Source organism: Enterobacter sp. R-25 (genome assembly GCF_049913205.1).
GTDB lineage: Bacteria > Pseudomonadota > Gammaproteobacteria > Enterobacterales > Enterobacteriaceae > Enterobacter > Enterobacter ludwigii.
The window spans coordinates 2,522,452-2,547,294 of the sequence record NZ_CP183982.1; the positions used below are offsets into that span (position 1 = coordinate 2,522,452).

The following is a 24,843-nucleotide window of genomic DNA, read 5'->3' on the forward strand; positions in this document are numbered from 1 at the left end:
TAGTTCTGTTATCGGGCGATGCCCTGCTAAATAGCTAATACAAATACCGTGCCAAGTTTTTATCTTGTTGATTTTATTTGATGTGGTTGATTTCCAGGCATCGGCACACTATGCTCACCTGGTGAATATCACTAAGGAGTGGTTAATTTCATCATGGCTGGATACAAAGACAATTTACTCGGCGAAGCCAACAGTTTTCTGGAAGTCCTCGAACAGGTCTCCCGTCTCGCGCCGCTCAACAAGCCAGTGCTTATTATCGGTGAGCGCGGCACGGGTAAGGAACTGATTGCTAACCGTCTACATTATTTATCCGGACGCTGGGATGGCCCCTTCATTTCGCTTAACTGCGCGGCGTTGAATGAAAATCTGCTCGACACGGAGCTTTTCGGTCATGAAGCTGGTGCTTTTACCGGTGCCCAAAAACGCCATCCGGGTCGTTTTGAACGCGCCGACGGCGGCACGCTGTTTCTTGATGAACTGGCCACCGCGCCCATGCTGGTACAGGAAAAGCTGCTGCGCGTGATTGAGTATGGCGAGCTGGAGCGTGTCGGCGGTAGCCAGCCGTTGCAGGTCAACGTGCGTCTGGTGTGCGCGACCAATGCCAATCTCCCGCAAATGGTGGCAGAGGATAAATTCCGTGCCGACCTGCTCGATCGGCTGGCCTTTGACGTCGTTCAGCTCCCGCCGCTGCGCGAGCGAAGAAGCGACATCATGCTGCTGGCAGAGCAGTTTGCGATTCAGATGTGTCGCGAGCTCGGCCTGCCGCTTTTTCCGGGGTTCAGCGAGTATGCAAAGGAGACACTCCTCGCTTACCACTGGCCGGGAAATATCCGTGAGTTAAAAAACGTCGTGGAGCGTTCTGTCTATCGCCACGACAGCAGTGAGACCGAGCTGGATAACATTATTCTCGATCCTTTTCAGCGTAGCCTGCAGCCAGCTACCGCTCCGCCCGTGTCCGGGGCTGCCCCTGCACTTCCCCTGGATTTGCGGCAGTTCCAGCATGAACAGGAACAACAGCTGCTTGAGCAGAGCCTGAAGGTGGCGAAATATAACCAGAAACGGGCGGCTGAACTCCTGGGTCTGACCTACCATCAATTAAGGGCATTGCTCAAAAAGCATCAAATGCGCTGACAATATCAGCACTTACCCGCAGACATTTTTACGAAGCAGGCGTAAGTGCGATACACTTTGCAGATCGAACCTAAAAACCTTAAAAATTATGCGTCTGGTTTTATCGTCCTTCTTTGCACTTGGTCTGTTCAGCAGCCTGGCGTTTGCTGCGCCCGACCCCGCTACGCAACCTGATATTCGCGACAGCGGCTTCGTCTATTGCGTAAGCGGTCAGGTTGATACATTTAACCCGCAAAAAGCGGGCAGCGGCTTGATTGTGGATACCCTTGCCGCGCAACTCTATGACCGTCTGCTTGATGTGGATCCCTACACCTACCGTCTGGTGCCAGAGCTTGCCGAAAGCTGGGAAGTCCTGGATAACGGCGCGACCTACCGTTTCCACCTGCGCGATGATGTCGCATTTCAGCACACGCCATGGTTTACCCCAACGCGCAAACTGAACGCAGATGATGTGGTCTTTACGTTCCAGCGTATCTTTAACCGTAATCACCCGTGGCATAACGTTAACGGCAGCAACTTCCCCTACTTCGACAGCCTGCAGTTTGCCGATACCGTTAAAAGCGTTCGCAAGCTGGATAACCGCACGGTGGAGTTTTCGCTGAAGCGCCCGGATGCCTCTTTCCTCTGGCACCTGGCCACCCACTATGCGTCCGTTATGTCTGCTGAATATGCCGCGAACCTGAGCAAAATCGATCGTCAGGAGTTAATCGACCGTCAGCCAGTCGGCACCGGTCCGTTCCAGCTGGCCGAATATCGCTCCGGACAATATATCCGCCTGCAGCGCCATGCGCATTTCTGGCGCGGCACGCCGCTGATGCCACAGGTAGTGGTCGATCTTGGCTCTGGCGGGACGGGGCGTTTATCAAAACTGCTGACCGGGGAGTGCGACGTGCTGGCGTGGCCTGCTGCCAGCCAGCTCACCATTTTGCGCGACGATCCGCGTTTGCGCCTGACGTTACGCCCCGGCATGAACATCGCCTATCTGGCGTTTAATACCGATAAGCCGCCGCTGAACAACCCTGCCGTACGCCACGCGCTGGCGCTGGCCATTAACAACCAGCGTCTGATGCAGTCGATCTATTACGGTACGGCAGAAACCGCCGCCTCTATTTTGCCGCGAGCCTCGTGGGCCTATGACAGTGAAGCTAAAATTACGGAATACAACCCGGCAAAAGCGCGTGAACAGCTGAAAGCGCTGGGGGCAGAAAACCTGACGCTGCAACTCTGGGTACCGACCAGCTCTCAGGCCTGGAACCCAAGCCCGCTGAAGACCGCCGAGCTGTTGCAGGCAGATATGGCGCAGGTGGGGGTGAAAGTGATCATCGTGCCGGTTGAGGGTCGTTTCCAGGAGGCGCGCCTGATGGACATGAACCATGATTTAACCCTGACAGGCTGGGCGACCGACAGTAATGATCCGGACAGCTTCTTCCGTCCGTTGCTGAGCTGTGCGGCGATTAACTCCCAGACCAACTACGCCCACTGGTGCAACCGGGAATTTGACGGCGTGCTGCAAAAAGCGCTGGCGTCCCAACAGCTGGCGTCACGCATAGACGCCTATGATGAAGCGCAGAAGATCCTTGCCGAAGAGCTGCCCGTGCTGCCGCTGGCCTCGTCCCTGCGCCTGCAGGCCTATCGCTATGATATTAAAGGCCTGGTGTTGAGTCCGTTTGGCAACGCCTCCTTCGCTGGCGTGTCTCGCGAAAAAGAACAAGAGGTGAAAAAACCATGATCATTTTTACCTTGCGCCGCCTTCTGCTGTTGCTGGTGACGCTCTTTTTCCTGACCTTTGTTGGTTTCAGCCTGAGCTATTTCACCCCGCACGCCCCGCTTCAGGGGTCGTCGCTGTGGGATGCGTGGCTCTTCTGGTTTAACGGTCTGCTGCACTGGGATTTCGGTGTTTCAAGCATCAACGGACAGCTCATCTCTGAGCAGCTGAAAGAGGTTTTCCCGGCGACAATGGAGCTGTGCATTCTGGCGTTCGGTTTTGCCTTAATGGTTGGTATTCCGGTAGGAATGCTGGCAGGGATTTATCGCAACAAATGGCAGGATAAATTTATCAGCGCCCTCGCCCTGCTCGGCTTCTCGATCCCGATCTTCTGGCTGGCGCTGCTGCTGACGCTTTTCTTCTCCCTCAACCTGGGCTGGCTACCGGTTTCTGGCCGTTTTGACCTGTTGTATACGGTAAAAACGGTGACCGGGTTTGCTATCGTTGACGCCTGGCTGTCTGATTCAGCCTGGCGACATGAGATGATCGTCAGCGCCGTACGCCATATGGTCTTGCCGGTACTGACGCTGGCGGTGGCACCGACAACCGAAGTGATCCGCCTGATGCGCCTGAGTACCATCGAGGTGTTCGATCAGAACTATGTCAAAGCGGCCGCCACGCGCGGCTTATCGCGCCTGACTATCTTGCGCCGTAATGTGCTGCATAACGCCCTGCCGCCTGTTATCCCGCGACTGGGGCTCCAGTTTTCCACCATGCTCACCCTGGCGATGATTACCGAAATGGTCTTCAGCTGGCCGGGGCTGGGTCGATGGTTGATCAACGCTATCCGCCAGCAGGACTACGCCGCCATTTCGGCGGGCGTCATGGTGATTGGCTCTCTGGTGATTATTGTTAACGTGATTTCCGATATTTTGGGTGCTATGGCCAACCCGTTGAAGCATAAGGAATGGTATGCCCTACGATAACGTATACAGTGAAAAGCGCACGCCCGGAGCGCTGCGTACCGTGTGGCGTAAATTCTATGGTGACACCACGGCAATGATTGGCCTTTATGGCTTCGCCGGGCTGGTGTTGCTCTGCGTTTTTGGCTCCTGGTTTGCGCCCTATGGTATTGATCAGCAGTTCCTTGGCTATCAACTGCTGCCCCCATCCTGGTCGCGCTACGGTGAAGTCTCTTTCTTCCTCGGTACGGACGACCTCGGGCGTGACGTATTGAGCCGCCTGTTGAGTGGTGCGGCGCCGACGGTCGGCGGTGCATTTGTGGTGACGTTTGCTGCCACCATCTGCGGTCTGGCGCTCGGCATCTTTGCCGGGTCGACGCATGGCCTGCGCTCGGCGGCACTGAACCACATTCTCGACACCCTGCTCTCTATTCCGTCCCTGCTGCTGGCCATCATTGTGGTGGCGTTTGTCGGGCCACATCTGTCGCATGCCATGTTCGCGGTCTGGCTGGCGATCCTGCCCCGCATCGTGCGTTCGGTATACAGCATGGTGCATGACGAACTGGAAAAAGAGTATGTCGTCGCAGCTCGCCTGGACGGTGCAACAACCTTAAACATCCTTTGGTTTGCCGTACTGCCGAACATCGCTGCCGGGCTGGTCACGGAGATCACCCGCGCCCTGTCGATGGCGATTCTGGACATCGCGGCGCTCGGTTTTCTCGATCTCGGCGCGCAGCTGCCGTCGCCTGAATGGGGCGCGATGCTCGGTGACGCGCTTGAGCTTATCTACGTTGCGCCGTGGACGGTCATGTTACCGGGCGCAGCCATTATGGTGAGTGTGCTGCTTGTTAACCTGCTGGGCGATGGTATACGCCGTGCAATTAATGCGGGGGTGCAATAATGCCGCTTCTTGATATTCGCAACCTGACCATCGAGTTCAAAACCGGTGAAGGCTGGGTGAAAGCCGTCGATCGCATCAGTATCACCCTTGCTGAGGGTGAAATTCGCGGGCTGGTGGGTGAATCCGGTTCAGGGAAAAGCCTGATCGCCAAAGCCATCTGTGGCGTGGCGAAGGATAACTGGCGCGTCACCGCTGACCGTATGCGTTTTGATGATATCGACCTGCAACGCCTCTCTCCCCGCGAGCGTCGCAAGCTGGTCGGCCATAACGTATCAATGATTTTCCAGGAGCCGCAATCCTGTCTTGACCCTTCCGAGCGCGTGGGCAAACAGCTGATGCAGAACATTCCCGGATGGACCTATAAAGGCCGCTGGTGGCAACGGTTCGGCTGGCGTAAGCGTCGTGCAATTGAGCTGTTGCACCGCGTCGGGATCAAAGATCATAAAGATGCCATGCGCAGTTTTCCGTACGAACTGACCGACGGTGAGTGTCAGAAAGTGATGATTGCCATCGCGCTGGCCAATCAGCCGCGTCTGCTGATTGCGGATGAACCGACCAACGCGATGGAACCGACCACGCAGGCGCAGATTTTCCGCCTGCTGACGCGTCTGAACCAGAACAACAACACCACCATTTTGTTAATCAGTCACGACCTGCAAATGCTCAGCAAATGGGCTGATAAGATTGATGTGATGTACTGCGGGCAGACGGTCGAAACCGCCCCGAGTGAAGACCTCATCACCGCGCCGCATCATCCGTATACGCAGGCGCTGATCCGCGCCATTCCAGATTTTGGCAGCGCCATGCCGCACAAGAGTCGCCTGAATACCCTGCCCGGGGCTATCCCGCTGCTGGAGTCCTTGCCGATTGGCTGTCGTCTGGGGCCGCGGTGCCCGTATGCGCAGCGTAAATGTATTGAGACGCCACGCCTGACAGGGGCCAAAAATCATCTATATGCCTGTCATTTCCCGCTGAACATGGAGAGAGAGTGAAATGGTCGAAACCTTACTGGAAGTCCGTAACCTGAGTAAGACCTTTCGCTACCGTACCGGACTGTTCCATCGTCAGACCGTTGAAGCCGTGAAGCCGCTCAGCTTTACCCTGCGCGAAAAACAGACGCTGGCGATCATCGGTGAGAACGGTTCCGGTAAATCCACGCTGGCGAAGATGCTGGCAGGCATGGTTGAACCCTCCGGCGGCGAAGTGCTGATAGATGACCATCCGCTGGAATTCGGCGATTACTCTTTCCGCAGCCAGCGTATCCGCATGATCTTCCAGGATCCGTCGACATCGCTCAACCCGCGTCAGCGTATTTCGCAAATCCTCGATTTTCCGCTGCGTCTGAATACCGATCTCGAGCCAGAAGCGCGACGCAAACGCGTTTTTGAAACCCTGCGGATGGTTGGGCTGCTGCCCGATCACGAGAGCTATTACCCGCACATGCTCGCCCCCGGCCAGAAACAGCGTCTTGGGCTCGCGCGCGCGCTGATATTGCGCCCGAAAGTGATCATCGCCGACGAAGCGCTCGCCTCGCTGGATATGTCGATGCGGTCGCAGTTAATTAACCTGATGCTCGAATTACAGGAAAAACAGGGTATCTCGTATATCTACGTGACCCAACATCTGGGGATGATGAAACACATCAGCGACCAGGTGATGGTCATGCATCAGGGTGAGGTTGTTGAACGTGGCAGTACCGCAGATGTTATGGCCTCTCCGCTTCATGAACTGACTAAGCGATTGATTGCCGGCCATTTCGGTGAAGCATTAACCGCGGATGCGTGGAGAAAAGACCGCTAGCGCGTTGGTGCAAGGGGCGAATTAACAACGCTCACTACACGCGAAATCCTCGCGACGTTTTAGCGCCCCTTATCCGACAAAAATGCCCCCGGCACCCCCGTTCCTTTAAGGGTTAAATAGCAGCTCGCGCGCGTTAACCCTTTCCTTTCACTGATGGCGTAACCCGCTTGCAAGCAGGACAAACACCTCAATCGCATGTGGCAACGTCTTCTGCGGATCGTCACTGGCGGCTATCAACAGTGCAGCATTGAGCGCAGCGCCATTTAACAGCTGCGCAGCGACGTTTGCATCCATGTCTTTCAGGACCTTGCATTCAATCATTTTTTCTATGGTCTGACGGGTAGATTCCAGGCAGCTATTCTGGCTGGGCCAGTGGGCCGGGTCCCCCAGAACAGCCGGACCATCACGCAGTACAATACGCTGCACTTCCGGATCGAGCGCCATTTTGATGTAAGCGACGCCTTCCGCCAGTAGTCGCTCCCAGTCATTCTCGGCGCTGGCGGCAATTGCCTTCGCCTTTCGTGCCATTTCGCTGTCTATCTGGGCGACCACCGCAGCCAGCAAGCCTTTCTTGTCAGTGAAATTATGGTATAGCGCTCCACGTGTTAACCCCACGCTTGCGGTCAGTTCATCCATGGAGGCTCCGGCATAGCCTTTCTCGGCAAAAGCTTTGCGCCCTGCCTGAATCATTTTTTCGCGATTTTCCTGGGCCGTTTCGGCACGGCTTTTTGCAGCCATAAGACGTCCTTGGTTACGTTGTGTTTTTCCGTTTGACATACGTGGCGTATGTGGTTTAGATTTTGACATACGCCGCGTATGTTAATACGACCGCGTGATCTCAACAATACCCCCAATCGAAAAGGAAATGCCATGCACCCACGTGAACCTGTATTTCCCGCTAATCGTCATGCCCTCTATGAAGAACATGGCTATTCTGCTGCCATTCGCTCTGGCGATCTGTTATTTGTCTCAGGCCAGGTTGGAAGCCGCAGCGACGGCACACCTGAAACGGATTTCGGCGCTCAGGTACAACTGGCTTTTGATAATCTCCAGGCTACGCTTTCTGCCGCGGGATGTACGTTTGATGATGTGATCGACGTGACGACGTTTCATACCGATCCTGAAAATCAGTTTTCAACCATCATGGAAGCCAAAAAATTAGCGTTCCCCCGCCCCCCTTATCCAAACTGGACGGCCGTGGGGGTAAACTGGCTTGCGGGCTTTGATTTTGAAATTAAGGTCATTGGCAGAATCCCACCGCAATAACGCGAGTATTCGGCATAAGCCCCACCGGCAATTTATTAATTACGTCATGACGCCACATGCTGTAGATATCGAATGAAAGAAAGTATTAGTAAATATATTCTCACCTGGGTAGAGGAAAATAATTTTTCTATTTTACATATTGATCAATTGGTTAAAGATACCGGGTATAGCAGAAGAACCATGGAAACATGGTTTAAAGAGAAATATCACCTCTCTTTAGGTGAGTACATCCTAAGGAGAAGGCTGAGCCTTGCAGCCATCATGCTCAGAATGACGTCGCTTCCCGTTACGGACATTGCTTATTTATTTCACTACCAAAGCAGCCAGGGGTTTTCAAGAGCCTTTAAAAAGATGTCGGGACTCACCCCTTCTGAATACAGAAATGCAAAAGAGTGGGATTTTGATATCCTTCAGCCCTCATTTTTATTAGACGATCTTAAAACACCCGAAATAACACTCTGTGAACTCAATGAGATTTTTCCGTATACCCATGAGATTATAGAGCACGATCATCTTTTTGATACTGCGGTGCACGATGTCACTAAAAAAATCAAAAAACTCCTGCTTGAGAATCGCGATCGGATCCAACAGCTTGCCATAGTGCCGCGCCGACCAGAACGTCTGGGTAAAAGCCGTTCCTATCTGGTAGAAGTCTTAATTTCATATTGTTTAGACAGCACTAAAACAACAAAGAAAGACACACTTTTATTTACCGGAAAATATGCAAAAATGTCCTTTGAAGGCAGCTGGGAATGTTATAGCGCCTATAACAAAATTGCGTTTGTTAAGGCAATGGTGACGAACCGCCTGACGTTGCGCGATGGCATTCATTTAATGCGTTTTAACGCCTGCAGCGATGAGCGCGTTAACTTTGATATTTACATCCCTGTGTTATAACCCCGTTTTTTCTTGCGCGTAAATCACACCGCGGGAGGCGCGCAACGCCGGTTCAGACCGACCCTGCGGCCTGTCTGCACACGGTTCTGTTTTTACCACCGTGCTTGGCCTCATACAGTGCTTCATCCACATCACGAATGATATCGCTACTGTTGACGTTTTCCTGAATGGCTGAGCACACGCCAATACTTAACGTTACCGTCAGGGGCACCGCGTACAGGTTACCCTGCCCGGTGCGTTGCTCAACATTCTTGCGAATACGTTCTGCGACGACTACGGCCATACTCCTGTCCGTGTCGGGCAACAGCAGGCCAAACTCTTCACCTCCCAGTCTGGCAAAGACGTCATTATCACGAATACTGTCTTTAATAATATCCACGACCGCCAGAATGACGCGGTCCCCCACAGGATGTCCCCAGGTGTCATTAATGGTCTTAAAGTTATCGATATCCAGCATCATAATGCTGGTGCCCTTTTCTGTTCTGAGCATGCGGAGCCGCTGAAGTGCCTCAAAAAAATACTTGCGGTTGAAGATCTGCGTAAGGGGATCGCGGTTAACCCGATCGCCAAAAAATCTCAGCAAGCTGAAGACATGTAACAGTAAGGTACAGATAACAAATAGTTTACTGAACACTTCTACCGCCCGGCTGATATACCAGAGCGACAGGTTATACGTATCGAGTAAGAGCAGGAAAAAGTTATAGGTGATCGCAGAAAGGCACACCACGATGATGCTGTTCCAGACGCCAGATGAAAAGCGTGTCACGTAAGTCATGTAGCAGGCCAGGGCCGACCAGAGAACTATCAGAGCGTTAACGTAGCGGACATCCCAGACAGGATGATACTGATCGGGGCGATACGCGGCTATCGTTAATGTCCAGGTTGGATTGTAGCTGCTCAACGCATGGGCCAGCACCGGGAACATAACCAGGGGGATTAACGATATTAGCGCCAGCCAGACCTTATTCCGTAATGTGAACCGTCGCCGTGCCGTGTGTTTCTCCACCCATACAGCAAGCCCCAGCAAAAAAATAAAACTTAACTGGCGGAAAAAATAAAATACCGCCGTATCGTTAGTTTTTAGCGTATGGGTTAACCCTGCGTCTTCAGGAAGCTGAATGACGATAATCGTTTCTATGAAATAGATGAGACCGCTCAGAAACGCCATGCTCAGGATTAACAGGGATAAATGAGATCGTTCAGACGCATACTGCATCTGGATAAAAATAGAGATAATGGTATCCAGAAAAAATAGCGCAATCATGACGATCAAATAGGTTGTCATGGGTACCCTGAAACCTGGATTATCATTAACAAAAAAGGAGTTCACCGCGATCATCAGTGCAAACAGCAGCGCACCGGACAGCACGATCATTTTCTCAGCCAACGTAATGTTATTCATGTTCATTAATACCGCATAAATAAAAGACGTGAAACGGCAGAGCGATTTACACCATTCTCTGCTTAACATCGAGGGGCAAACCGGTCAGGCTTGCCACCCTCTTTTCAGATGCTTCAGTTAACCGACCTCAGTCTGTTGAAGTGGATTATCCCGGTCGATGTCGTACCGAACCGGGATATTCCCTACTGCGCTTTACTCACCAGTGAGATCACCCTTACCGGCAAGGCCAGAGGCAACGCTAGCGCCATGTGCTGACATTCACCACATCGCCGTGGCTATTGAAGTCTACATACAGCCGCTTATTGTTCTGAAACGTCTGATAAACCGATTCCGAAAGCGCAAGGCTCGTTGCCAGCTCCGTCTGGCCTGCCACATGAGAGGCAGGAACGGCGAGATTCTGGTGTCTATAGCGGTTATAAAAATAGTTCTTTTTGCTGAGCTTACCGTAGGCGCACCAGCTACCGTCATACCGCATAACGGCATATTTACCGGAAAAATGATATTCCTGTTTTTGGTGCGACGTATTATCCGGTGACAGATAATCAATTATGACTTCAGCCATGTTTTCCCGGCTTTTATCCAGGCCTTCTGGACGCCGTCCCCTGATGGCGATTTCTTTTACCTCCCCACGATGATCAAGCAAAAGTTTTCTCAGTCTTTTGGTCACATCCTGTATCGCAGGATTAAAAATATGATCATATTCCGTCAGGGTATCGTTATAGGAAAACGTCCGCGCCAGCCGACAAATCTTCACGTCAGGTTTACGGAGCCCTTCTAATAACAGTGAAGGATGGTAACGCTGGAAGTCCCATATTTCATCGCTTCGATATTGAGACGGTGTTTTCCCGGTCAATTTCTTAAACGCGCGGGCAAAACCCTGTCCACTATGATACTGAAAAATGTGAGCGATTTCGGTGACCGGCAGAGACGTCATCCTTAATAAAGACGCGGCATAGCTCATTCGTCTCCTGAGCATATACTCACCCAGCGACTGGTGGTATTGGTGTTTAAACCAGATTTCGAGCGTCCTTCTGCTGTAACCCGTTTTTACGACCAGCCGATCGATATGCTCCAGAGATAAAATATTATCTTCAACCCAGTCTATAACGTGTTTGTTAATGATTTCTTTCATGTTTTGACTCTAACTGGATTGTAATACGTAAAATCCACTGAACGGATCATTTTGCGCAAAAACGCCCGCCTCTGGTTGGATGAGGCGAACCGGTCGCGCAGTGATATAATGGACGGATGCCTGTGAAACAGCGTGATAACGCGTTCGCTCACCCCCTTCCATGACATACGTCACGGGCTTTGAGCGAGAAATAGCGTGACACAAGGGGCACTGAGTGGGATATAATTTCGAGCTAATTTCGAATGACTTTGAAATGTTGCCTGTAATGCTATGATTTACAAGGCAAAAAATAAGCAATGAATATAAGGATTAAATCTATGGGTTTTCTTTCCGGTAAGCGCATTCTGGTAACTGGCGTTGCCAGCAAACTGTCCATCGCATACGGCATCGCACAGGCTATGCATCGCGAAGGCGCTGAGCTGGCGTTCACCTACCAGAACGACAAGCTGAAAGGCCGTGTAGAAGAGTTTGCCGCGCAGCTGGGTTCCAGCCTTGTTCTGGAATGCGACGTTGCACAAGACGAAAGCATCGATGGCATGTTTGCTGAACTGGCAAAAGCATGGCCGAAATTCGACGGTTTCGTTCACTCCATCGGCTTCGCTCCTGGCGATCAGCTGGACGGCGACTACGTGAACGCGGTAACCCGTGATGGCTTCAAAATCGCTCACGACATCAGCTCCTACAGCTTCGTGGCAATGGCTAAATCTTGCCGTGCGATGCTGAACCCCGGCGCAGCTCTGCTGACCCTGTCCTATCTGGGCGCAGAACGTGCTATCCCTAACTACAACGTTATGGGTCTGGCTAAAGCGTCTCTGGAAGCAAACGTCCGCTACATGGCGAACGCGATGGGTCCAGAAGGTGTGCGTGTGAACGCTATCTCTGCGGGTCCAATCCGTACCCTGGCAGCTTCCGGTATCAAAGATTTCCGTAAAATGCTGGCGCACTGCGAAGCGGTTACGCCGATTCGTCGTACCGTTACCATTGAAGATGTGGGTAACTCTGCAGCGTTCCTGTGCTCTGACCTTTCCGCGGGTATCTCCGGCGAAGTGGTTCACGTTGACGGCGGCTTCAACATCGCTGCAATGAACGAGCTGGAAATTAAATAAGCTGTGACTCTCTTCCCTCACGGGAAGAGAGTTTTCCTTCCTCCGCCCGACCCCTTCGTTATTCCGTTCAGCTATTTGTTATCACCTAACAATATTTTTCCCCACATCTACCTTACGCCAGGATATTGATCGCCATTTTGAGATCAAGGAACGCCCATGGAACAACGCCGTTTTTCCGGCAAAGGCCACTGGTACCACGAAACCCAGTCAAACCACGCGCAGACGGATGTTCTGCCTCTGGTGCCCGAAGCCGCTAACGTCGACGATCGTTTTTTGCTCGATTTAGCCCTGCCTGACGAGATTGTCGCCGCCTGTACTGGCTGGCTCACCCCTGCCAGAACCTTATGCCACCTGTTGTTTCCGCTCTCAATCTCCGTTAACCGGCTGCATACGCTCAGCGCCTACGACAGATTGAGTACTGCATTAACGGTCGCGCAGGCCTGTGGCGTCCAACGGTTGTGTAACCACTATGCCGCCCTCCTCGCCCCGCTTCCCGGCCCTGACTCCTCACGCGAAAGTAACCGCCGCCTGGCACAAATCACCCAGTACGCCCGTCAGCTCGCCAGCTCACCTGATGTCATCGATGATAAAGCACAGCAGCAGCTTGATGAGGTGGGTCTGACAACCTACGACATGGTGCTTATTAATCAGATTATCGGCTTTATCGGTTTTCAGGCACGCGTGGTGGCCGTCTTTCAGGCCCTGCTGGGGCATCCTGTACGCTGGCTACCCGGCCACCATATTCAGCCGCACACGCTGCCAGCCGCTCCTGAGTCCTGGGTGGCGCTTTTACCTGTCGTTGAACTGCGTTATGCCAGCGCGCATCAGCTTGAATCGCTTTCCCGCTGGCAGGCCGAACCCGCCCTTGAAGCGCTGACGCCGGTACTCAGCCATGAGCCCATCCTGCTCGACCTGACGGGTGAGATCCTGGTAAACAGCCATGATGATATTTCTCTTGATTCGCCGGCGCTTTCGGCGGCAATCGACTTGTTGACGCGTTCTCCGGACCGCTTCAGTGCCGCACAGTTCACCCCGCTCACTGAACAAGGACTGCCTGCGGTACGGGCGATAAAACTGCTCACCCGGAGCGCGATGGATGGCTGGCTTGAACGCCTGAAAGTCGCGTTTGGCAAAGGGGAATAACCATACTAATTACCCAAAGACCGCTTGCTGTGACAGTGAGAATCGCGTAAAACTGTCAGCCGCTCAATGGCTACGAAAATAGAACATTATGTTTCAGGACAACCCGCTGCTAGCGCAGCTTAAACAGCAACTGCATTCCCAGACGCCGCGTGCAGAAGGGGTCGTAAAAGCCACGGAAAAGGGCTTTGGCTTCCTTGAAGTTGATGCGCAGAAAAGCTACTTCATTCCGCCACCGCAGATGAAGAAAGTGATGCATGGCGACCGCATTACGGCCGTCATTCATACCGAAAAGGAACGTGAGTCCGCCGAGCCGGAAGAACTGATCGAACCGTTCCTGACCCGCTTCGTGGGCAAGGTCCAGCGAAAAGACGATCGTCTTTCTATCGTGCCGGATCATCCCCTGCTGAAAGATGCTATTCCTTGCCGCGCCGCCCGTGGTGTTGAGCATGATTTCAAAGAAGGTGACTGGGCCGTAGCAGAAATGCGCCGTCATCCTCTGAAAGGCGATCGTGGCTTTTATGCTGAACTGACCCAGTTCATCACCTTTGGCGACGACCATTTCGTGCCATGGTGGGTGACGCTTGCACGCCATAATCTTGAGAAAGAAGCGCCAGACGGCGTAGCGACTGAAATGCAGGACGAAGGCCTGACGCGTCGCGACCTCACTGCCCTGGAGTTTGTCACTATCGATAGCGCCAGCACAGAAGATATGGATGATGCGCTGTATGCGGAAGAGAGCGCTGATGGCAAATTGCATTTGACCGTCGCCATTGCCGATCCCACCGCATGGATCGTTGAAGGCAGCAAGCTGGACGATATGGCAAAAGTCCGATCGTTCACTAACTACCTGCCGGGCTTCAACATCCCCATGTTGCCGCGCGAACTGTCTGATGACCTCTGCTCACTGCGTCCAAATGAAGTGCGTCCGGTCCTTGCCTGCCGCATGACCATCGCCGCCGATGGCGCGATCGAAGACGATATTGAATTTTTTGCCGCAACCATCGAATCGAAAGCCAAGCTGGCGTATGACAATGTTTCCGACTGGCTTGAGAATACCGGCACCTGGAAACCGGAATCAGACGCGATTGCCGCACAGATCCGCCTGCTGCACCGCATTTGTCTGAACCGCGGCGAGTGGCGTAAAACCCATGCGCTGGTCTTTAAGGATCGTCCGGACTATCGCTTTGTGCTGGGTGAGAAAGGTGAAGTGCTGAATATCGTGGCCGAACCGCGTCGCATTGCGAACCGCATTGTTGAAGAAGCGATGATTTCTGCCAACATTTGTGCCGCTCGCGTCCTGCGTGACAAGCTGGGCTTTGGTATTTACAACGTCCACACCGGTTTTGATCCGGCCAATACCGAAGCGCTGGCGGCCCTGCTGAAGAACCACGATGTGCACGTTGACCCTGAAGAAGTGCTGACGCTGCAGGGCTTCTGTAAGCTGCGCCGCGAGCTGGATGCACAGCCATCCGGTTTCCTCGACAGCCGTATCCGTCGTTTCCAGTCCTTTGCTGAAATCAGCACCGAGCCGGGTCCACACTTTGGCCTCGGCCTGGAAGCCTACGCGACCTGGACGTCACCTATTCGTAAGTATGGTGACATGGTCAACCACCGTCTGCTGAAGGCGATCATTAAGGGTGAGTCCATTGCGCGTCCGCAAAATGACACCACCCTGCAGATGGCCGAACGACGTCGCCTGAACCGTATGGCGGAACGTGACGTGGGAGACTGGCTGTACGCACGCTACCTGCAGGATAAAGCGGGTACAGATACTCGCTTCGCCGCAGAAATCATTGATATCAGCCGGGGCGGTATGCGCGTTCGCCTGGTGGATAACGGCGCCGTCGCCTTTATCCCTGCCCCGTTCCTGCATGCCGTCCGTGACGAACTGGTCTGCAGTCAGGAGAATGGTACTGTGCAAATCAAAGGTGAAACAGTTTACAAAGTCACAGACGTGATTGACGTAAACATCGCTGAAGTTCGCATGGAAACCCGCAGCGTTATCGCGCGCCCGGTCGCCTGATAACCGCTTAAATTGTCGGCCGTTTCCCTTCGGGAAGCGCCGACAATTTTTCTTTTGAACCCCCGCCGCAAAATCATTATTTTTTCGTACTATTTTCAGCGCCTTCCCGCCCAAAATTGCCATAATTATCTACAGTAAAAGAGTGCCGTTATATTCGGTTACGTGAATTTTTATACAATAAATAGCCTTTTTCGCCAGACGCGTTTTTTATAAGAAAACCGGGAAAAAACACGACGTTCATTTTGGGGTTGCCGCTGTTTCACAACGGAAAAGTCGACGGCAAATGAATAATTTGTGCGCTAATGAGCAGCTGCGGGAGAAAACATGATGGACGATCTGGAGCAGAATTTGCTGTTTCGTTACATGGGTACGCATAGCCCCTGGTGGCGAATGACAGCTGACAGCAATGCTCTGCACCTTGCCGCCAGCGAAAATGCCGATGTGACTGAGGTGGTGGCGCTGGATGATGAACAAGCCGAACTTATCCGCCAGTTAACCGTCATTACCTCCAGCATCTCCATGACGCTCTCGTTGTACGGCGAAGATGTCCCGGTTCATCTTGTGGGGCGCAAAATAACCCGAAATGAATGGGCCGGCACCGCGTCAGCGTGGAACGATACGCCCTCCGTGGCTCGTGACCTGGCTCAGGGCCTCTCTTTTGCTGAACAGGTTGTCTCTGAAGCCAACTCCGTCATCGTTATTCTCGATCATAACGGCAATATTCAGCGTTTTAACCGGCTGAGTGAAGAATATACCGGTCTGAAAGAACAAGAAGTTATTGGCCAGAACGTGTTCAAGCTGTTTATGAGCCGGAGCGAAGCGGCAGCTTCAAAGCGCAATATCACCGGTTTTTTTCGCAACGGCAGCTCCTACGAGGTCGAACGCTGGATCAAAACGCGTAAAGGGCAACGGCTGTTTTTGTTCAGAAACAAGTTTGTTCATAGCGGCAGCGGCAAAAATGAAATTTTCCTTATCTGTTCCGGCACCGACATTACCGAGGAGCGCCGCGCCCAGGAGCGTCTGCGCGTGCTGGCCAATACCGACACCATTACCGGTTTACCAAACCGTAATGCGATCCACGAACTGATTTCTGATGCCATCGCCAGCCGCGGTGAAACGCAGGTAGGCGTGGTGTATCTCGACCTGGATAACTTTAAAAAGGTCAACGATGCCTACGGCCATATGTTTGGCGACCAGCTATTGCAGGCTGTCGCTCTGGCCATTCTGAGCTGTCTGGATGACGGTCAGGTGCTGGCGCGACTTGGCGGCGATGAGTTTATTGTCATGGCCACAGATACCTCTCAGGGCTCTCTGGAAGCCATGGCGTCGCGGATCTTAACCCGTCTGCGCCAGCCGTTCAGAATCGGCCTGATAGAAATTTACACCGGTTGCTCGCTCGGTATCGCCCTCGCCCCGCAGCACGGTAACGACAGGGAAAGCGTCATCCGTAATGCCGATACCGCCATGTACACGGCGAAAGAGAATGGCCGGGGCAAGTTCTGCGTCTTCTCACCTGAGATGAACCAGCGCGTATTTGAATATCTCTGGCTGGATACCAACCTGCGTAAAGCGCTGGATAACGATCAGCTTCTGATTCATTACCAGCCTAAAATTACCTGGCGGGGTGAAATCCGAAGTCTTGAAGCGCTGGTGCGCTGGCAGTCGCCGGAACGCGGTTTAATCCCTCCGCTGGAGTTTATCTCTTATGCCGAGGAGTCGGGATTGATTGTCCCGCTGGGCCGCTGGGTGATGCTTGATGTGGTGCGCCAGGTGGCTAAATGGCGCGATAAGGGGATTAACCTGCGCGTGGCGGTCAACGTCTCCGCACGTCAGCTGGCCGACCAGACCATTTTCAGCGATTTAAAGCAGGCGCTGAAGGATCTGGATTTTGAATACTGCCCTATCGACGTTGAACTCACGGAAAGCTGCCTTATCGAAAACGAAGAGCTGGCGCTCTCTGTGATCCAGCAGTTCAGCAAACTTGGCGCGCAAATTCATCTTGATGATTTCGGCACCGGCTACTCGTCTCTGTCGCAGCTGGCGCGGTTCCCTATCGACGCCATTAAACTCGATCAATCCTTCGTCAGGGATATACATAAACAATCGATCTCCCAGTCTCTGGTGCGGGCCATCGTCGCGGTGGCACAGGCCTTAAACCTGCAGGTCATCGCTGAAGGGGTCGAGAGCGCGAAAGAAGACGCCTTTCTGACCAAGAACGGCGTCAACGAACGGCAGGGCTTTCTCTTCGCTAAGCCGATGCCCGCTGCCGCATTCGAGCGATGGCTAAAGCGATATCAGTCGCGAAAACAACGTTAACTGGCTTTGCGTAACGCCCCATGATGGCGGTTTTGCAGCATCACCAGACGCTCCATATAGGCGATATCTTTTGGCTCGAGGCAGAACGCCGCATCAACCCAGTCTTCCGTGATATCCATCAGTTCACTGCGCGGCAGTTGCAGTACCCGGGTTCGGGCGCGCAACATCGCCCTTACCCCGTTCAGCTTCGGCCGCAGCGTGTCGATGAAGGTTCTGACGCAGACGTAGCTCTGCCCGGGCTCAAACAGCACATCGACCAATCCATGTTGTTCGTACCATTCTGCCGTATGCGACTCCCCCTTGTAGATGAGTTCTTCCGCCAGTTTCATGCCTGCCCGACGTGCGACCAGCGAATATGCCCCCATGCCCGGGAACAAGTTGAAGGCAATTTCCGGGAAGCCCAGACGGGCATCGCGCTGAGAGAGAACAAAATGGTGTGCCAGCGCAGCCTCAAACCCACCGCCTAGCGCGCTGCCTTCAACCATTGCCAGAGAGACCGCGCCCGTATCAAACCCCCGCGACGCTGCGTGCACACAGTCGACGCAGGCACGTGCATACGCGCGTAACGCTTCACGCCGTCCATTTTGAATGCACTCTACGAAGAACTGTAAATCGCCTCCCGCATTATACATTTCAGGAACCAGTGACCCGGTTACCCAAAAATCGACCAGATACCCGGACTGGCGAACCAGCCAGGAGAGGTTCATGATCTCCTCAATTAACGCATGATTAAAACAAGGACGAGGTTGCGCCCGTAGCATCATCCAGATGGTGTGCCGCTCTTCCTCGTAGTAGGCTGACAACTGTGTGAAACGTTCAGTATCGGTAAACAGGGTGCAGGTAGGCTGGTTGATAACTGTCATAGTCTAATTCCTCACAGAAAAAGCGCCTTGCGCGCAGTTTTAGACTAATCCACTCATTAAGCCCGCAGCATGTGGGGGAATAAATTTATCACTTTCATTTATGTGATTTAGTTATTGCATTTTTTCCCTTCTCTTTTGATCCCATTTTCTGCATCATTGAAAATATTACCTTTTCGCACCTGGGGTGAGATTATGTCTACTATTGATGCACAAGCTGTAGCACAACGTATTGATACCGTGCTGGATATCCTGGTGGCAGGCGATTATCACTCGGCGATCCGTAATCTGGAGATCCTGAAGTCTGAACTTCTTGCTCAGAAGGGTGCTGAAAACGCGCCCGAGAACGGACAGCCAAAAGCGCCGTGGGAAGTTTGATCCTGCTGTTTTCGAACCTGTTTCGCTTTATTAATTGGATGCTATGAATTCCCGACAACAAATCATTTTGCAGATGGTCATTGACCAGGGACGCGTCAGCGTAGTCGATCTCGCTAAAACCACCGGCGTTTCAGAAGTCACCATCCGCCAGGATCTTAACCTGCTGGAGAAACAGAGCTACCTGCGTCGTGCGCATGGGTATGCGGTCCCGCTCGATAGCGAGGATGTTGAGACGCGCATGATGAACAACTACGCCCTGAAGCGTGAACTGGCGGAGTTTGCCGCGTCTTTAGTCAACAATGGTGAGACGGTGTTTATCGAAAACGGCAGTAGCAATGCCTTACTGGCGCGCACGCTTGCCGAACAGAAAGACGTTACTATCATCACGGTCAGTAGCTATATCGCGCACCTGCTCAAAGAGACCCGCTGCGAGGTGATCCTGCTGGGCGGCATTTACCAGAAAAAAAGCGAAAGCATGGTTGGTCCCCTGACCCGCCAGTATGTTCAGCAGGTCCATTTCAGTAAGGCCTTTATTGGTATTGATGGCTGGCAGCCAGAAACGGGCTTCACCGGCCGCGATATGATGCGTTCTGATGTGGTGAATGCGGTGCTGGAAAAAGAGTGTGAGGCCATTGTGCTGACTGATAGCTCAAAATTTGGCGCCGTTCACCCTTATACCATGGGGCCAGTCTCTCGCTTTAGCCGTGTAATTACCGACGAACGTTTGAGCGATGAGCATCGTATTAAACTGGAAGATGACGGTCTTATCGTCAATATTATTAAAAAGTCGCCCTGAGTCCTTTAAGCGCCCGAATGTCGGGCGCCTATGTCCCTACTGTCTGAGATGATTCCTAACCCTCCTTTAAGAGTTTTTACCTGTTTAACCCGCCTTAAAGTCGTAAAATTAATGTTAGCGATATAACAGGAAGTGACTATCACCTGCGTGATTACGTAACGCCTGCGCGACCAGCTTTCACGGAAAACAGTTTTTAAGTATTCAATTCGTCTATACTTAAAGCGTAGCTCTTTCCGTGAATCGATAATTCAGGAGAAAGTATTATGACCTTAACCAGCAAAAAATTAGCCGCCGCTGTTCTGGCAATCACTGTAGCAATGTCCCTGAGCGCTTGCTCTAACTGGTCTAAACGTGACCGCAACACCGCAATTGGTGCCGGTGCTGGTGCTCTGGGCGGTGCGGTATTAACAGATGGTAGTACGCTGGGTACATTAGGTGGCGCTGCTGTCGGTGGTATTATCGGTCACCAGGTCGGCAAATAATTATTAAATAAGCCTCCACCGTACTGCGATATTAGAACGCATTTCAGGTCTGACTTACGCACGTAAAAAAAAGAGCCACGGCAAATGCCGTGGCTCATCTATTTTAGCCGCCCGCCAGTTTCACTTTCATGCCTTTGGCTTCGAGCAGGGATTTAATTAAATCACGTTTATCGCCCTGGATTTCGATAATGCCGTCTTTCACGGCACCACCGCAGCCACATTTCTTTTTCAGATCGGCGGCCAGCTTAACCAGTTCCGCGTCGTCAAGATCAATGCCGGAGATAAGGCATACGCCCTTACCTTTGCGTCCACTGGTTTGACGCTGGATACGAACAATACCGTCCCCCTTCGGGCGCTCGGCTTTCGCTTTTGGTTCGTCTATACGCCCACTTTCTGTTGAGTAGACCAGACGACTGTTGGAATCAGTCATTACCCCCCCTTTTTCAGTGATGCGTTGATCGCCTTGAGCGTCTCTGACGGGTTAGCAGACTGCGTCACAGGACGCCCAATGACCATATAGTCTACCCCTGCCGCCAGCGCCTGTTCAGGCGTCATAATGCGACGCTGATCGCCTGCCTCGCTGCCGGCCGGGCGGATACCTGGGGTAACAAGTTTGAAAGCCTGGCCCAGTTCTGATTTGAAACGCACGGCTTCCTGCGCGGAACAAACGACACCATCAAGCCCGCAATTTTGCGTCAGGCGCGCGAGACGCTCTGCATGCTCAGCAGGTGACAACGTCACGCCGAGATCGTGTAAATCACTCTCATCCATACTGGTCAGCACGGTAACCGCAATCAGCAACGGTGCGTCGCTGCCGAACGGCAGGAGCGCTTCACGGGCCGCGGTCATCATTCTTGCCCCACCCGATGCATGCACATTGACCATCCATACCCCCAGTTCTGCAGCAGCAGCAACGGCGTGCGCGGTAGTATTCGGGATATCGTGGAATTTAAGGTCGAGGAAAACGTCAAAACCGCGCTGTTGCAGGTCGCGTACGATTTGCGGTCCAAACAGCGTGAACATCTCTTTGCCAACTTTCAGACGGCAGTCGCGAGGGTCTATACCGTCGACAAAGGCCAGTGCCGCGTCACGTTTATTGTAATCAAGCGCAACAACAACAGGAGAATCAGTAATTACGCGGGAAGCGGAGGAAGTAACAGACGTCATGACCAGCCCTTTTCGTCTATGGGCGCGCAGCGGCGCGGAACAGATAAACGGCGAGCATTCTACCTGCCAGCGCTGCAAATTGACAGGATCGATTTACTCTCCTGGCTGGCCGGCAAACCGCACGGACTCGATGGGTTCTGAAAACCCATCAGTATGTTGTAACTAAAATAGAGCGTTTTTAAAAATTACTGCCCATCAAGGCCACGGATTGGCTTGATGGTGGACCATGCCCGGCATGAAGGACAGTGCCAGTACAGTGTATACGCCGTAAACCCACACTTCTGGCAACGATAGCGCGGTTTGCTTCGTACCTGCTCGCCTACCATGTCGCGCAGTACCATCAGGCTCTCTTTGGCGCGCCCTTCCTCTGCATCGTTGAGGTGGTAGTCCATCAGCTTATGGAATACCCGCATGGTCGGATGACGCTGCAGCTGACGCGTAATATAGACCTGCGCGGTATCACTGCCCTCATACTGCTCAACCACGTCCGAGAGCATCAGTTCGGCAGTCGCACCGGTGTTCTCTTCCACGCAACGACGCAGGAACGCTACCCATTCATCCTGCTTATCCAGTTGTTGGTAGCAGGTTTGCAGCATGTCGAGTGTTTCACTGACCAGCTCTTTATCCTGGTCAATAACTCGCAACAGGCTCTCTACAGCTTTGGCATAGTCGCCATTTGCCATAAATACCCGCCCCATCATAATGGAGATACGTGCGCTGTTACGGTCAGCGGCGGCACCCTTTTTAAGCAACGCCATGGCTTTGTCCATGTCGTCGTTGCCCATTTGCTGAAGGGCCAGTTCACAGTAGAAGTGGGCTATCTCAACTCGCTGCTTATCTTTGCCCAGCTTCACCAGACGCTCGGCCGTATCAATGGCTTTCTGCCAGTCACTGGTGGCCTGATAAATCTGCAGCAGCTGCTGCAAGGCACTGACGCGGAAATCCGTTTCATCCACCAGCTGCGAGAACATGTCTTCTGCACGGTCGTACAGCCCCGCCGCCATGTAATCACGGCCCAGCTGTTGTACCGCCAGCAGGCGTTGATCGTAGGTCAACGAGGCGCTTTCCATAAGGGTCTGGTGAATACGAATGGCGCGGTCAACCTCGCCGCGCGAGCGGAACAGGTTTCCCAGGGTGAGATGCGCTTCAACGGTGCCCGTATCCTCTTTGAGCATATCGAGGAACAGGTCTACTGCTTTGTCCTGTTGATTGCTCAGGAGGAAGTTCACCCCAGCAACGTAGTCGCGGGAGAGTCGGTTAGCCTCATCCTGTTTTGTTTGTTGCGCACTTCTGCGGCCCATATACCAGCCATAGGCTGCGGCTACAGGCAAAAGCAGAAACAACAACTCCAGCATAGTCGATTATTCCTTGACGACCGGTACACCAGAGCTTTCCGGAATGTCGGACGCAGGCGCAATTTGATGTTCGAGTCGTTTAATTTTACGTTCAGCGCGCGCAAGTGAAACACGAACTTTCAACCAGAAAAGACCGCATACCAGCCAGCCAATCGCAAAGCCCGCGGCGAATAAAACCGCCAGAAGGCTCGATACACGATACTCGCCCTGCGCCAGCAGATAGTTAAACGTCACCTGTTGATCGTTTTGTGCACCCAATGTGACTGAAATGACAAAAATCGCCAATACCAGTAAGAAAATGAGTAAATATTTCACATTACTTCCCGTTATGTGGTTCAAGCGAATAAAGTGTGTTCAACTCACCGCAATCAGCCTTATAAACTACCATTTTAGTGACGGGCGCGAAACGGAAAAAGTGACGCGCCAGTCATGGATTTATGGGCAAAACACGGAATATCAACCGTCAGGCGTCGCTTTGGTCCCTTTCGGCGATCTCTTCTTCCTCGACAGGCGGTGGCGTTAACGGACCGCAGATGCGTTCAGCAAGCCATGTTGCCAGCGTCACAAGCAGCCATGAGATCAGCGTAGCCACCACCAAATCCCGCGGCCAGTGCATCCCCAGCAGCAAACGACTGCCCATCACCCCTGTGGCCCAGACCAGTAAAATCGCGATCGTGACCGTACGTCGCCGTGGCCAAAGCAGCCCTACTCCCAGTAACGCCCAGCTGGCGGCAAACATGGTATGGCCGGAAGGAAAAGCAAACCCGGTCTCTTTTTGCCAGTGTTTACGTAAGAACTTCGGGATATCCTGCTGTTCCGCAAGCTGTTCTTTGACCAGCGCACCACGATCTTTACGTTTTAAATTGTAGAACTCATCCACCGGAACATGGTGCGCTTTTTCCAGCCAGACGACAAAAGGACGCGGCTCCTGGACATGATCTTTAACCCAGGACTTCACGCCCTGACCGATGAGGATCGCCCCACCCAGTATCGCAAAGAGCATCAGCGCCGCACGCAGACGAAAGCGCAAACACCACAGAAACCAGGCGCAAAGGATCACGTGCGTGATAATTCCCCATGGCTGGGTGACCGTCTCCGTTATCCAGTATAATGTTTTCAGCCATGTGGCGTTCTGCCCCGGCTGCCACATCCAGCCTGAGACCCATACGGCCAGCGGCATAATAAGTAGAATGGCCGCACCTGCTGCCGTACGTCTGGCGATTGAAAGCATGTCTTCTCCTTTTTCGCTAAGCACCACAATCATAACTGAAATTCATCTGTTGGGTGGATATGTCGGATCGTGCGTTTAACGTCCATATAGCATGGCGCCCATTAGGCGAACGTGCTGAGCTTGTGGCAAAATGAACAGATACAGAAAGCCAAACAGGCGAAAGGCACGAAACGTGTCAGCCTACTCTGGAGAATCACATGCAGCTTAAACGTGTGGCAGAAGCCAAACTGCCAACCCCATGGGGCGATTTCCTGATGGTGGGATTTGAAGAACTGGCAACCGGACAGGATCATGTCGCGCTGGTGTTCGGTGACATTTCAGGACAGACGCCGGTACTCTCTCGCGTACATTCGGAGTGTCTGACTGGCGATGCCTTGTTCAGCCTGCGCTGTGATTGCGGTTTCCAGCTTGAAGCCGCCCTTTCTCACATCGCTGAAGAAGGTCGTGGGGTGCTGCTTTATCACCGTCAGGAAGGTCGTAATATTGGCCTGCTGAATAAAATCCGCGCCTACGCGCTGCAGGATCAGGGATACGATACGGTTGAAGCGAACCACCAGCTCGGGTTTGCTGCCGATGAGCGCGACTTTACCCTGTGCGCCGATATGTTCAAGCTTCTTGGGGTAGATGAGGTCCGTCTGCTGACCAATAACCCGAAAAAGGTGGAAATCCTGACCGAAGCGGGGATTAATATCGTCGAACGTGTTCCGCTGATTGTCGGCCGTAACCCGAAAAATGCCCACTATCTTGATACCAAAGCCGCCAAAATGGGTCACCTCCTGAGCGAGTGATC

25 protein-coding genes are annotated in these 24,843 nt (G+C 52.9%); 16 read left to right on the plus strand and 9 right to left on the minus strand.

The genetic code is table 11. From position 1 onward, the window contains the following. The first annotated feature begins 153 nt into the window (after positions 1-153). The 6 genes from pspF (at position 154) to sapF (ending at position 6,499) form a co-directional block, all read left to right on the plus strand. Positions 154-1,131, plus strand: a complete 978-nt coding sequence (gene pspF / locus ACN9MQ_RS12015) for a phage shock protein operon transcriptional activator (RefSeq protein WP_193162225.1) — start codon at positions 154-156, stop codon at positions 1,129-1,131. An 88-nt stretch (positions 1,132-1,219) separates the two neighbouring features. Continuing rightward, positions 1,220-2,860, plus strand: coding sequence for an ABC transporter substrate-binding protein SapA (gene sapA / locus ACN9MQ_RS12020; protein ID WP_044857369.1), 1,641 nt, complete (start codon positions 1,220-1,222; stop codon positions 2,858-2,860). After that, positions 2,857-3,822, plus strand: a complete 966-nt coding sequence (gene sapB / locus ACN9MQ_RS12025; RefSeq protein ID WP_014170348.1) for a putrescine export ABC transporter permease SapB — start codon at positions 2,857-2,859, stop codon at positions 3,820-3,822. Before sapA ends, sapB begins: the two co-directional genes overlap by 4 nt. Beyond that, complete coding sequence (sapC, locus tag ACN9MQ_RS12030; protein WP_014170349.1) at positions 3,809-4,699, plus strand: putrescine export ABC transporter permease SapC; 891 nt, start codon at positions 3,809-3,811, stop codon at positions 4,697-4,699. The genes sapB and sapC overlap by 14 nt, the downstream gene beginning before the upstream one ends. Then, positions 4,699-5,691: a putrescine export ABC transporter ATP-binding protein SapD gene (gene sapD, locus ACN9MQ_RS12035; RefSeq protein ID WP_014170350.1), complete on the plus strand. Its 993-nt coding sequence runs from the start codon at positions 4,699-4,701 to the stop codon at positions 5,689-5,691. The genes sapC and sapD overlap by 1 nt, the downstream gene beginning before the upstream one ends. A gap of 1 nt (position 5,692) precedes the next feature. Beyond that, a complete protein-coding gene (sapF, locus tag ACN9MQ_RS12040; RefSeq protein ID WP_014170351.1) occupies positions 5,693-6,499 on the plus strand; it encodes a putrescine export ABC transporter ATP-binding protein SapF in 807 nt (268 codons plus the stop codon). Between the two features lie 147 nt (positions 6,500-6,646). Here the strand turns inward: sapF and ACN9MQ_RS12045 are convergent, their stop codons facing one another. Continuing rightward, the gene (locus ACN9MQ_RS12045) at positions 6,647-7,237 is read right to left on the minus strand and encodes a TetR/AcrR family transcriptional regulator (RefSeq protein ID WP_426021029.1); all 591 of its coding nucleotides are present in this window, start codon (positions 7,235-7,237) and stop codon (positions 6,647-6,649) included. A gap of 132 nt (positions 7,238-7,369) precedes the next feature. Here ACN9MQ_RS12045 and ACN9MQ_RS12050 point away from each other — a divergent pair, with 132 nt between their 5' ends. Together ACN9MQ_RS12050 and ACN9MQ_RS12055 are read left to right on the plus strand one after the other, a co-directional pair. Beyond that, the gene (locus ACN9MQ_RS12050) at positions 7,370-7,765 is read left to right on the plus strand and encodes a RidA family protein (protein WP_426021028.1); all 396 of its coding nucleotides are present in this window, start codon (positions 7,370-7,372) and stop codon (positions 7,763-7,765) included. A gap of 72 nt (positions 7,766-7,837) precedes the next feature. Further along, positions 7,838-8,662, plus strand: coding sequence for a helix-turn-helix domain-containing protein (locus ACN9MQ_RS12055; protein WP_426021027.1), 825 nt, complete (start codon positions 7,838-7,840; stop codon positions 8,660-8,662). Positions 8,663-8,714: 52 nt separating this feature from the next. Here ACN9MQ_RS12055 and ACN9MQ_RS12060 read toward each other — a convergent pair whose 3' ends face one another. Continuing rightward, the gene (locus tag ACN9MQ_RS12060; protein ID WP_426021026.1) at positions 8,715-10,064 is read right to left on the minus strand and encodes a sensor domain-containing diguanylate cyclase; all 1,350 of its coding nucleotides are present in this window, start codon (positions 10,062-10,064) and stop codon (positions 8,715-8,717) included. A gap of 238 nt (positions 10,065-10,302) precedes the next feature. Continuing rightward, positions 10,303-11,196 (minus strand): helix-turn-helix domain-containing protein, encoded by an 894-nt coding sequence (locus ACN9MQ_RS12065; protein WP_257805691.1) that lies wholly within the window; start codon positions 11,194-11,196, stop codon positions 10,303-10,305. Between the two features lie 317 nt (positions 11,197-11,513). Between ACN9MQ_RS12065 and fabI the strand changes: the two genes are divergently transcribed. The 4 genes from fabI (at position 11,514) to pdeR (ending at position 17,784) form a co-directional block, all read left to right on the plus strand. Next, positions 11,514-12,302 carry an enoyl-ACP reductase FabI gene (gene fabI, locus ACN9MQ_RS12070; protein WP_020882447.1) on the plus strand — a complete coding sequence of 263 codons (789 nt, stop codon included), beginning with the start codon at positions 11,514-11,516 and terminating at the stop codon, positions 12,300-12,302. A 156-nt stretch (positions 12,303-12,458) separates the two neighbouring features. Further along, entirely contained in the window at positions 12,459-13,445 is a 987-nt protein-coding gene (locus tag ACN9MQ_RS12075) for a CMD domain-containing protein (RefSeq protein ID WP_014170359.1), read from the plus strand. Between the two features lie 88 nt (positions 13,446-13,533). Then, positions 13,534-15,468, plus strand: a complete 1,935-nt coding sequence (locus tag ACN9MQ_RS12080) for an exoribonuclease II (protein ID WP_020882446.1) — start codon at positions 13,534-13,536, stop codon at positions 15,466-15,468. Between the two features lie 324 nt (positions 15,469-15,792). Next, complete coding sequence (pdeR, locus tag ACN9MQ_RS12085) at positions 15,793-17,784, plus strand: cyclic di-GMP phosphodiesterase (RefSeq protein WP_025204002.1); 1,992 nt, start codon at positions 15,793-15,795, stop codon at positions 17,782-17,784. Here pdeR and ACN9MQ_RS12090 read toward each other — a convergent pair. Then, a complete protein-coding gene (locus ACN9MQ_RS12090; protein WP_426021025.1) occupies positions 17,781-18,647 on the minus strand; it encodes a crotonase/enoyl-CoA hydratase family protein in 867 nt (288 codons plus the stop codon). The two genes, pdeR and ACN9MQ_RS12090, sit on opposite strands and share 4 nt — an antisense overlap. 192 nt (positions 18,648-18,839) lie before the next feature. Here ACN9MQ_RS12090 and ACN9MQ_RS12095 point away from each other — a divergent pair, with 192 nt between their 5' ends. The 3 genes from ACN9MQ_RS12095 (at position 18,840) to osmB (ending at position 20,300) form a co-directional block, all read left to right on the plus strand. Then, positions 18,840-19,022 (plus strand): hypothetical protein, encoded by a 183-nt coding sequence (locus ACN9MQ_RS12095; protein WP_025204000.1) that lies wholly within the window; start codon positions 18,840-18,842, stop codon positions 19,020-19,022. Between the two features lie 43 nt (positions 19,023-19,065). After that, positions 19,066-19,818, plus strand: coding sequence for a DNA-binding transcriptional regulator YciT (locus ACN9MQ_RS12100; protein ID WP_032680886.1), 753 nt, complete (start codon positions 19,066-19,068; stop codon positions 19,816-19,818). Between the two features lie 263 nt (positions 19,819-20,081). After that, a complete protein-coding gene (osmB, locus tag ACN9MQ_RS12105; protein ID WP_008501216.1) occupies positions 20,082-20,300 on the plus strand; it encodes an osmotically-inducible lipoprotein OsmB in 219 nt (72 codons plus the stop codon). Positions 20,301-20,403: 103 nt separating this feature from the next. Here osmB and yciH read toward each other — a convergent pair whose 3' ends face one another. From yciH to pgpB, 5 genes are all read right to left on the minus strand, one after another. Continuing rightward, positions 20,404-20,730, minus strand: coding sequence for a stress response translation initiation inhibitor YciH (yciH, locus tag ACN9MQ_RS12110; RefSeq protein WP_014170365.1), 327 nt, complete (start codon positions 20,728-20,730; stop codon positions 20,404-20,406). Beyond that, positions 20,730-21,467: an orotidine-5'-phosphate decarboxylase gene (pyrF, locus tag ACN9MQ_RS12115; protein WP_410388106.1), complete on the minus strand. Its 738-nt coding sequence runs from the start codon at positions 21,465-21,467 to the stop codon at positions 20,730-20,732. The genes yciH and pyrF overlap by 1 nt, the downstream gene beginning before the upstream one ends. A 185-nt stretch (positions 21,468-21,652) precedes the next feature. After that, a complete protein-coding gene (gene lapB, locus ACN9MQ_RS12120; RefSeq protein ID WP_014170367.1) occupies positions 21,653-22,822 on the minus strand; it encodes a lipopolysaccharide assembly protein LapB in 1,170 nt (389 codons plus the stop codon). 6 nt (positions 22,823-22,828) lie between these two features. Continuing rightward, a complete protein-coding gene (locus tag ACN9MQ_RS12125) occupies positions 22,829-23,137 on the minus strand; it encodes a LapA family protein (RefSeq protein ID WP_013096374.1) in 309 nt (102 codons plus the stop codon). A 148-nt stretch (positions 23,138-23,285) separates the two neighbouring features. Beyond that, positions 23,286-24,053 carry a phosphatidylglycerophosphatase B gene (gene pgpB / locus ACN9MQ_RS12130; RefSeq protein WP_020882442.1) on the minus strand — a complete coding sequence of 256 codons (768 nt, stop codon included), beginning with the start codon at positions 24,051-24,053 and terminating at the stop codon, positions 23,286-23,288. A gap of 197 nt (positions 24,054-24,250) precedes the next feature. Here pgpB and ribA point away from each other — a divergent pair, with 197 nt between their 5' ends. Next, on the plus strand, positions 24,251-24,841 hold the full coding sequence (ribA, locus tag ACN9MQ_RS12135; RefSeq protein WP_003856813.1) for a GTP cyclohydrolase II: 591 nt from the start codon (positions 24,251-24,253) through the stop codon (positions 24,839-24,841). Positions 24,842-24,843: the final 2 nt, after the last annotated feature.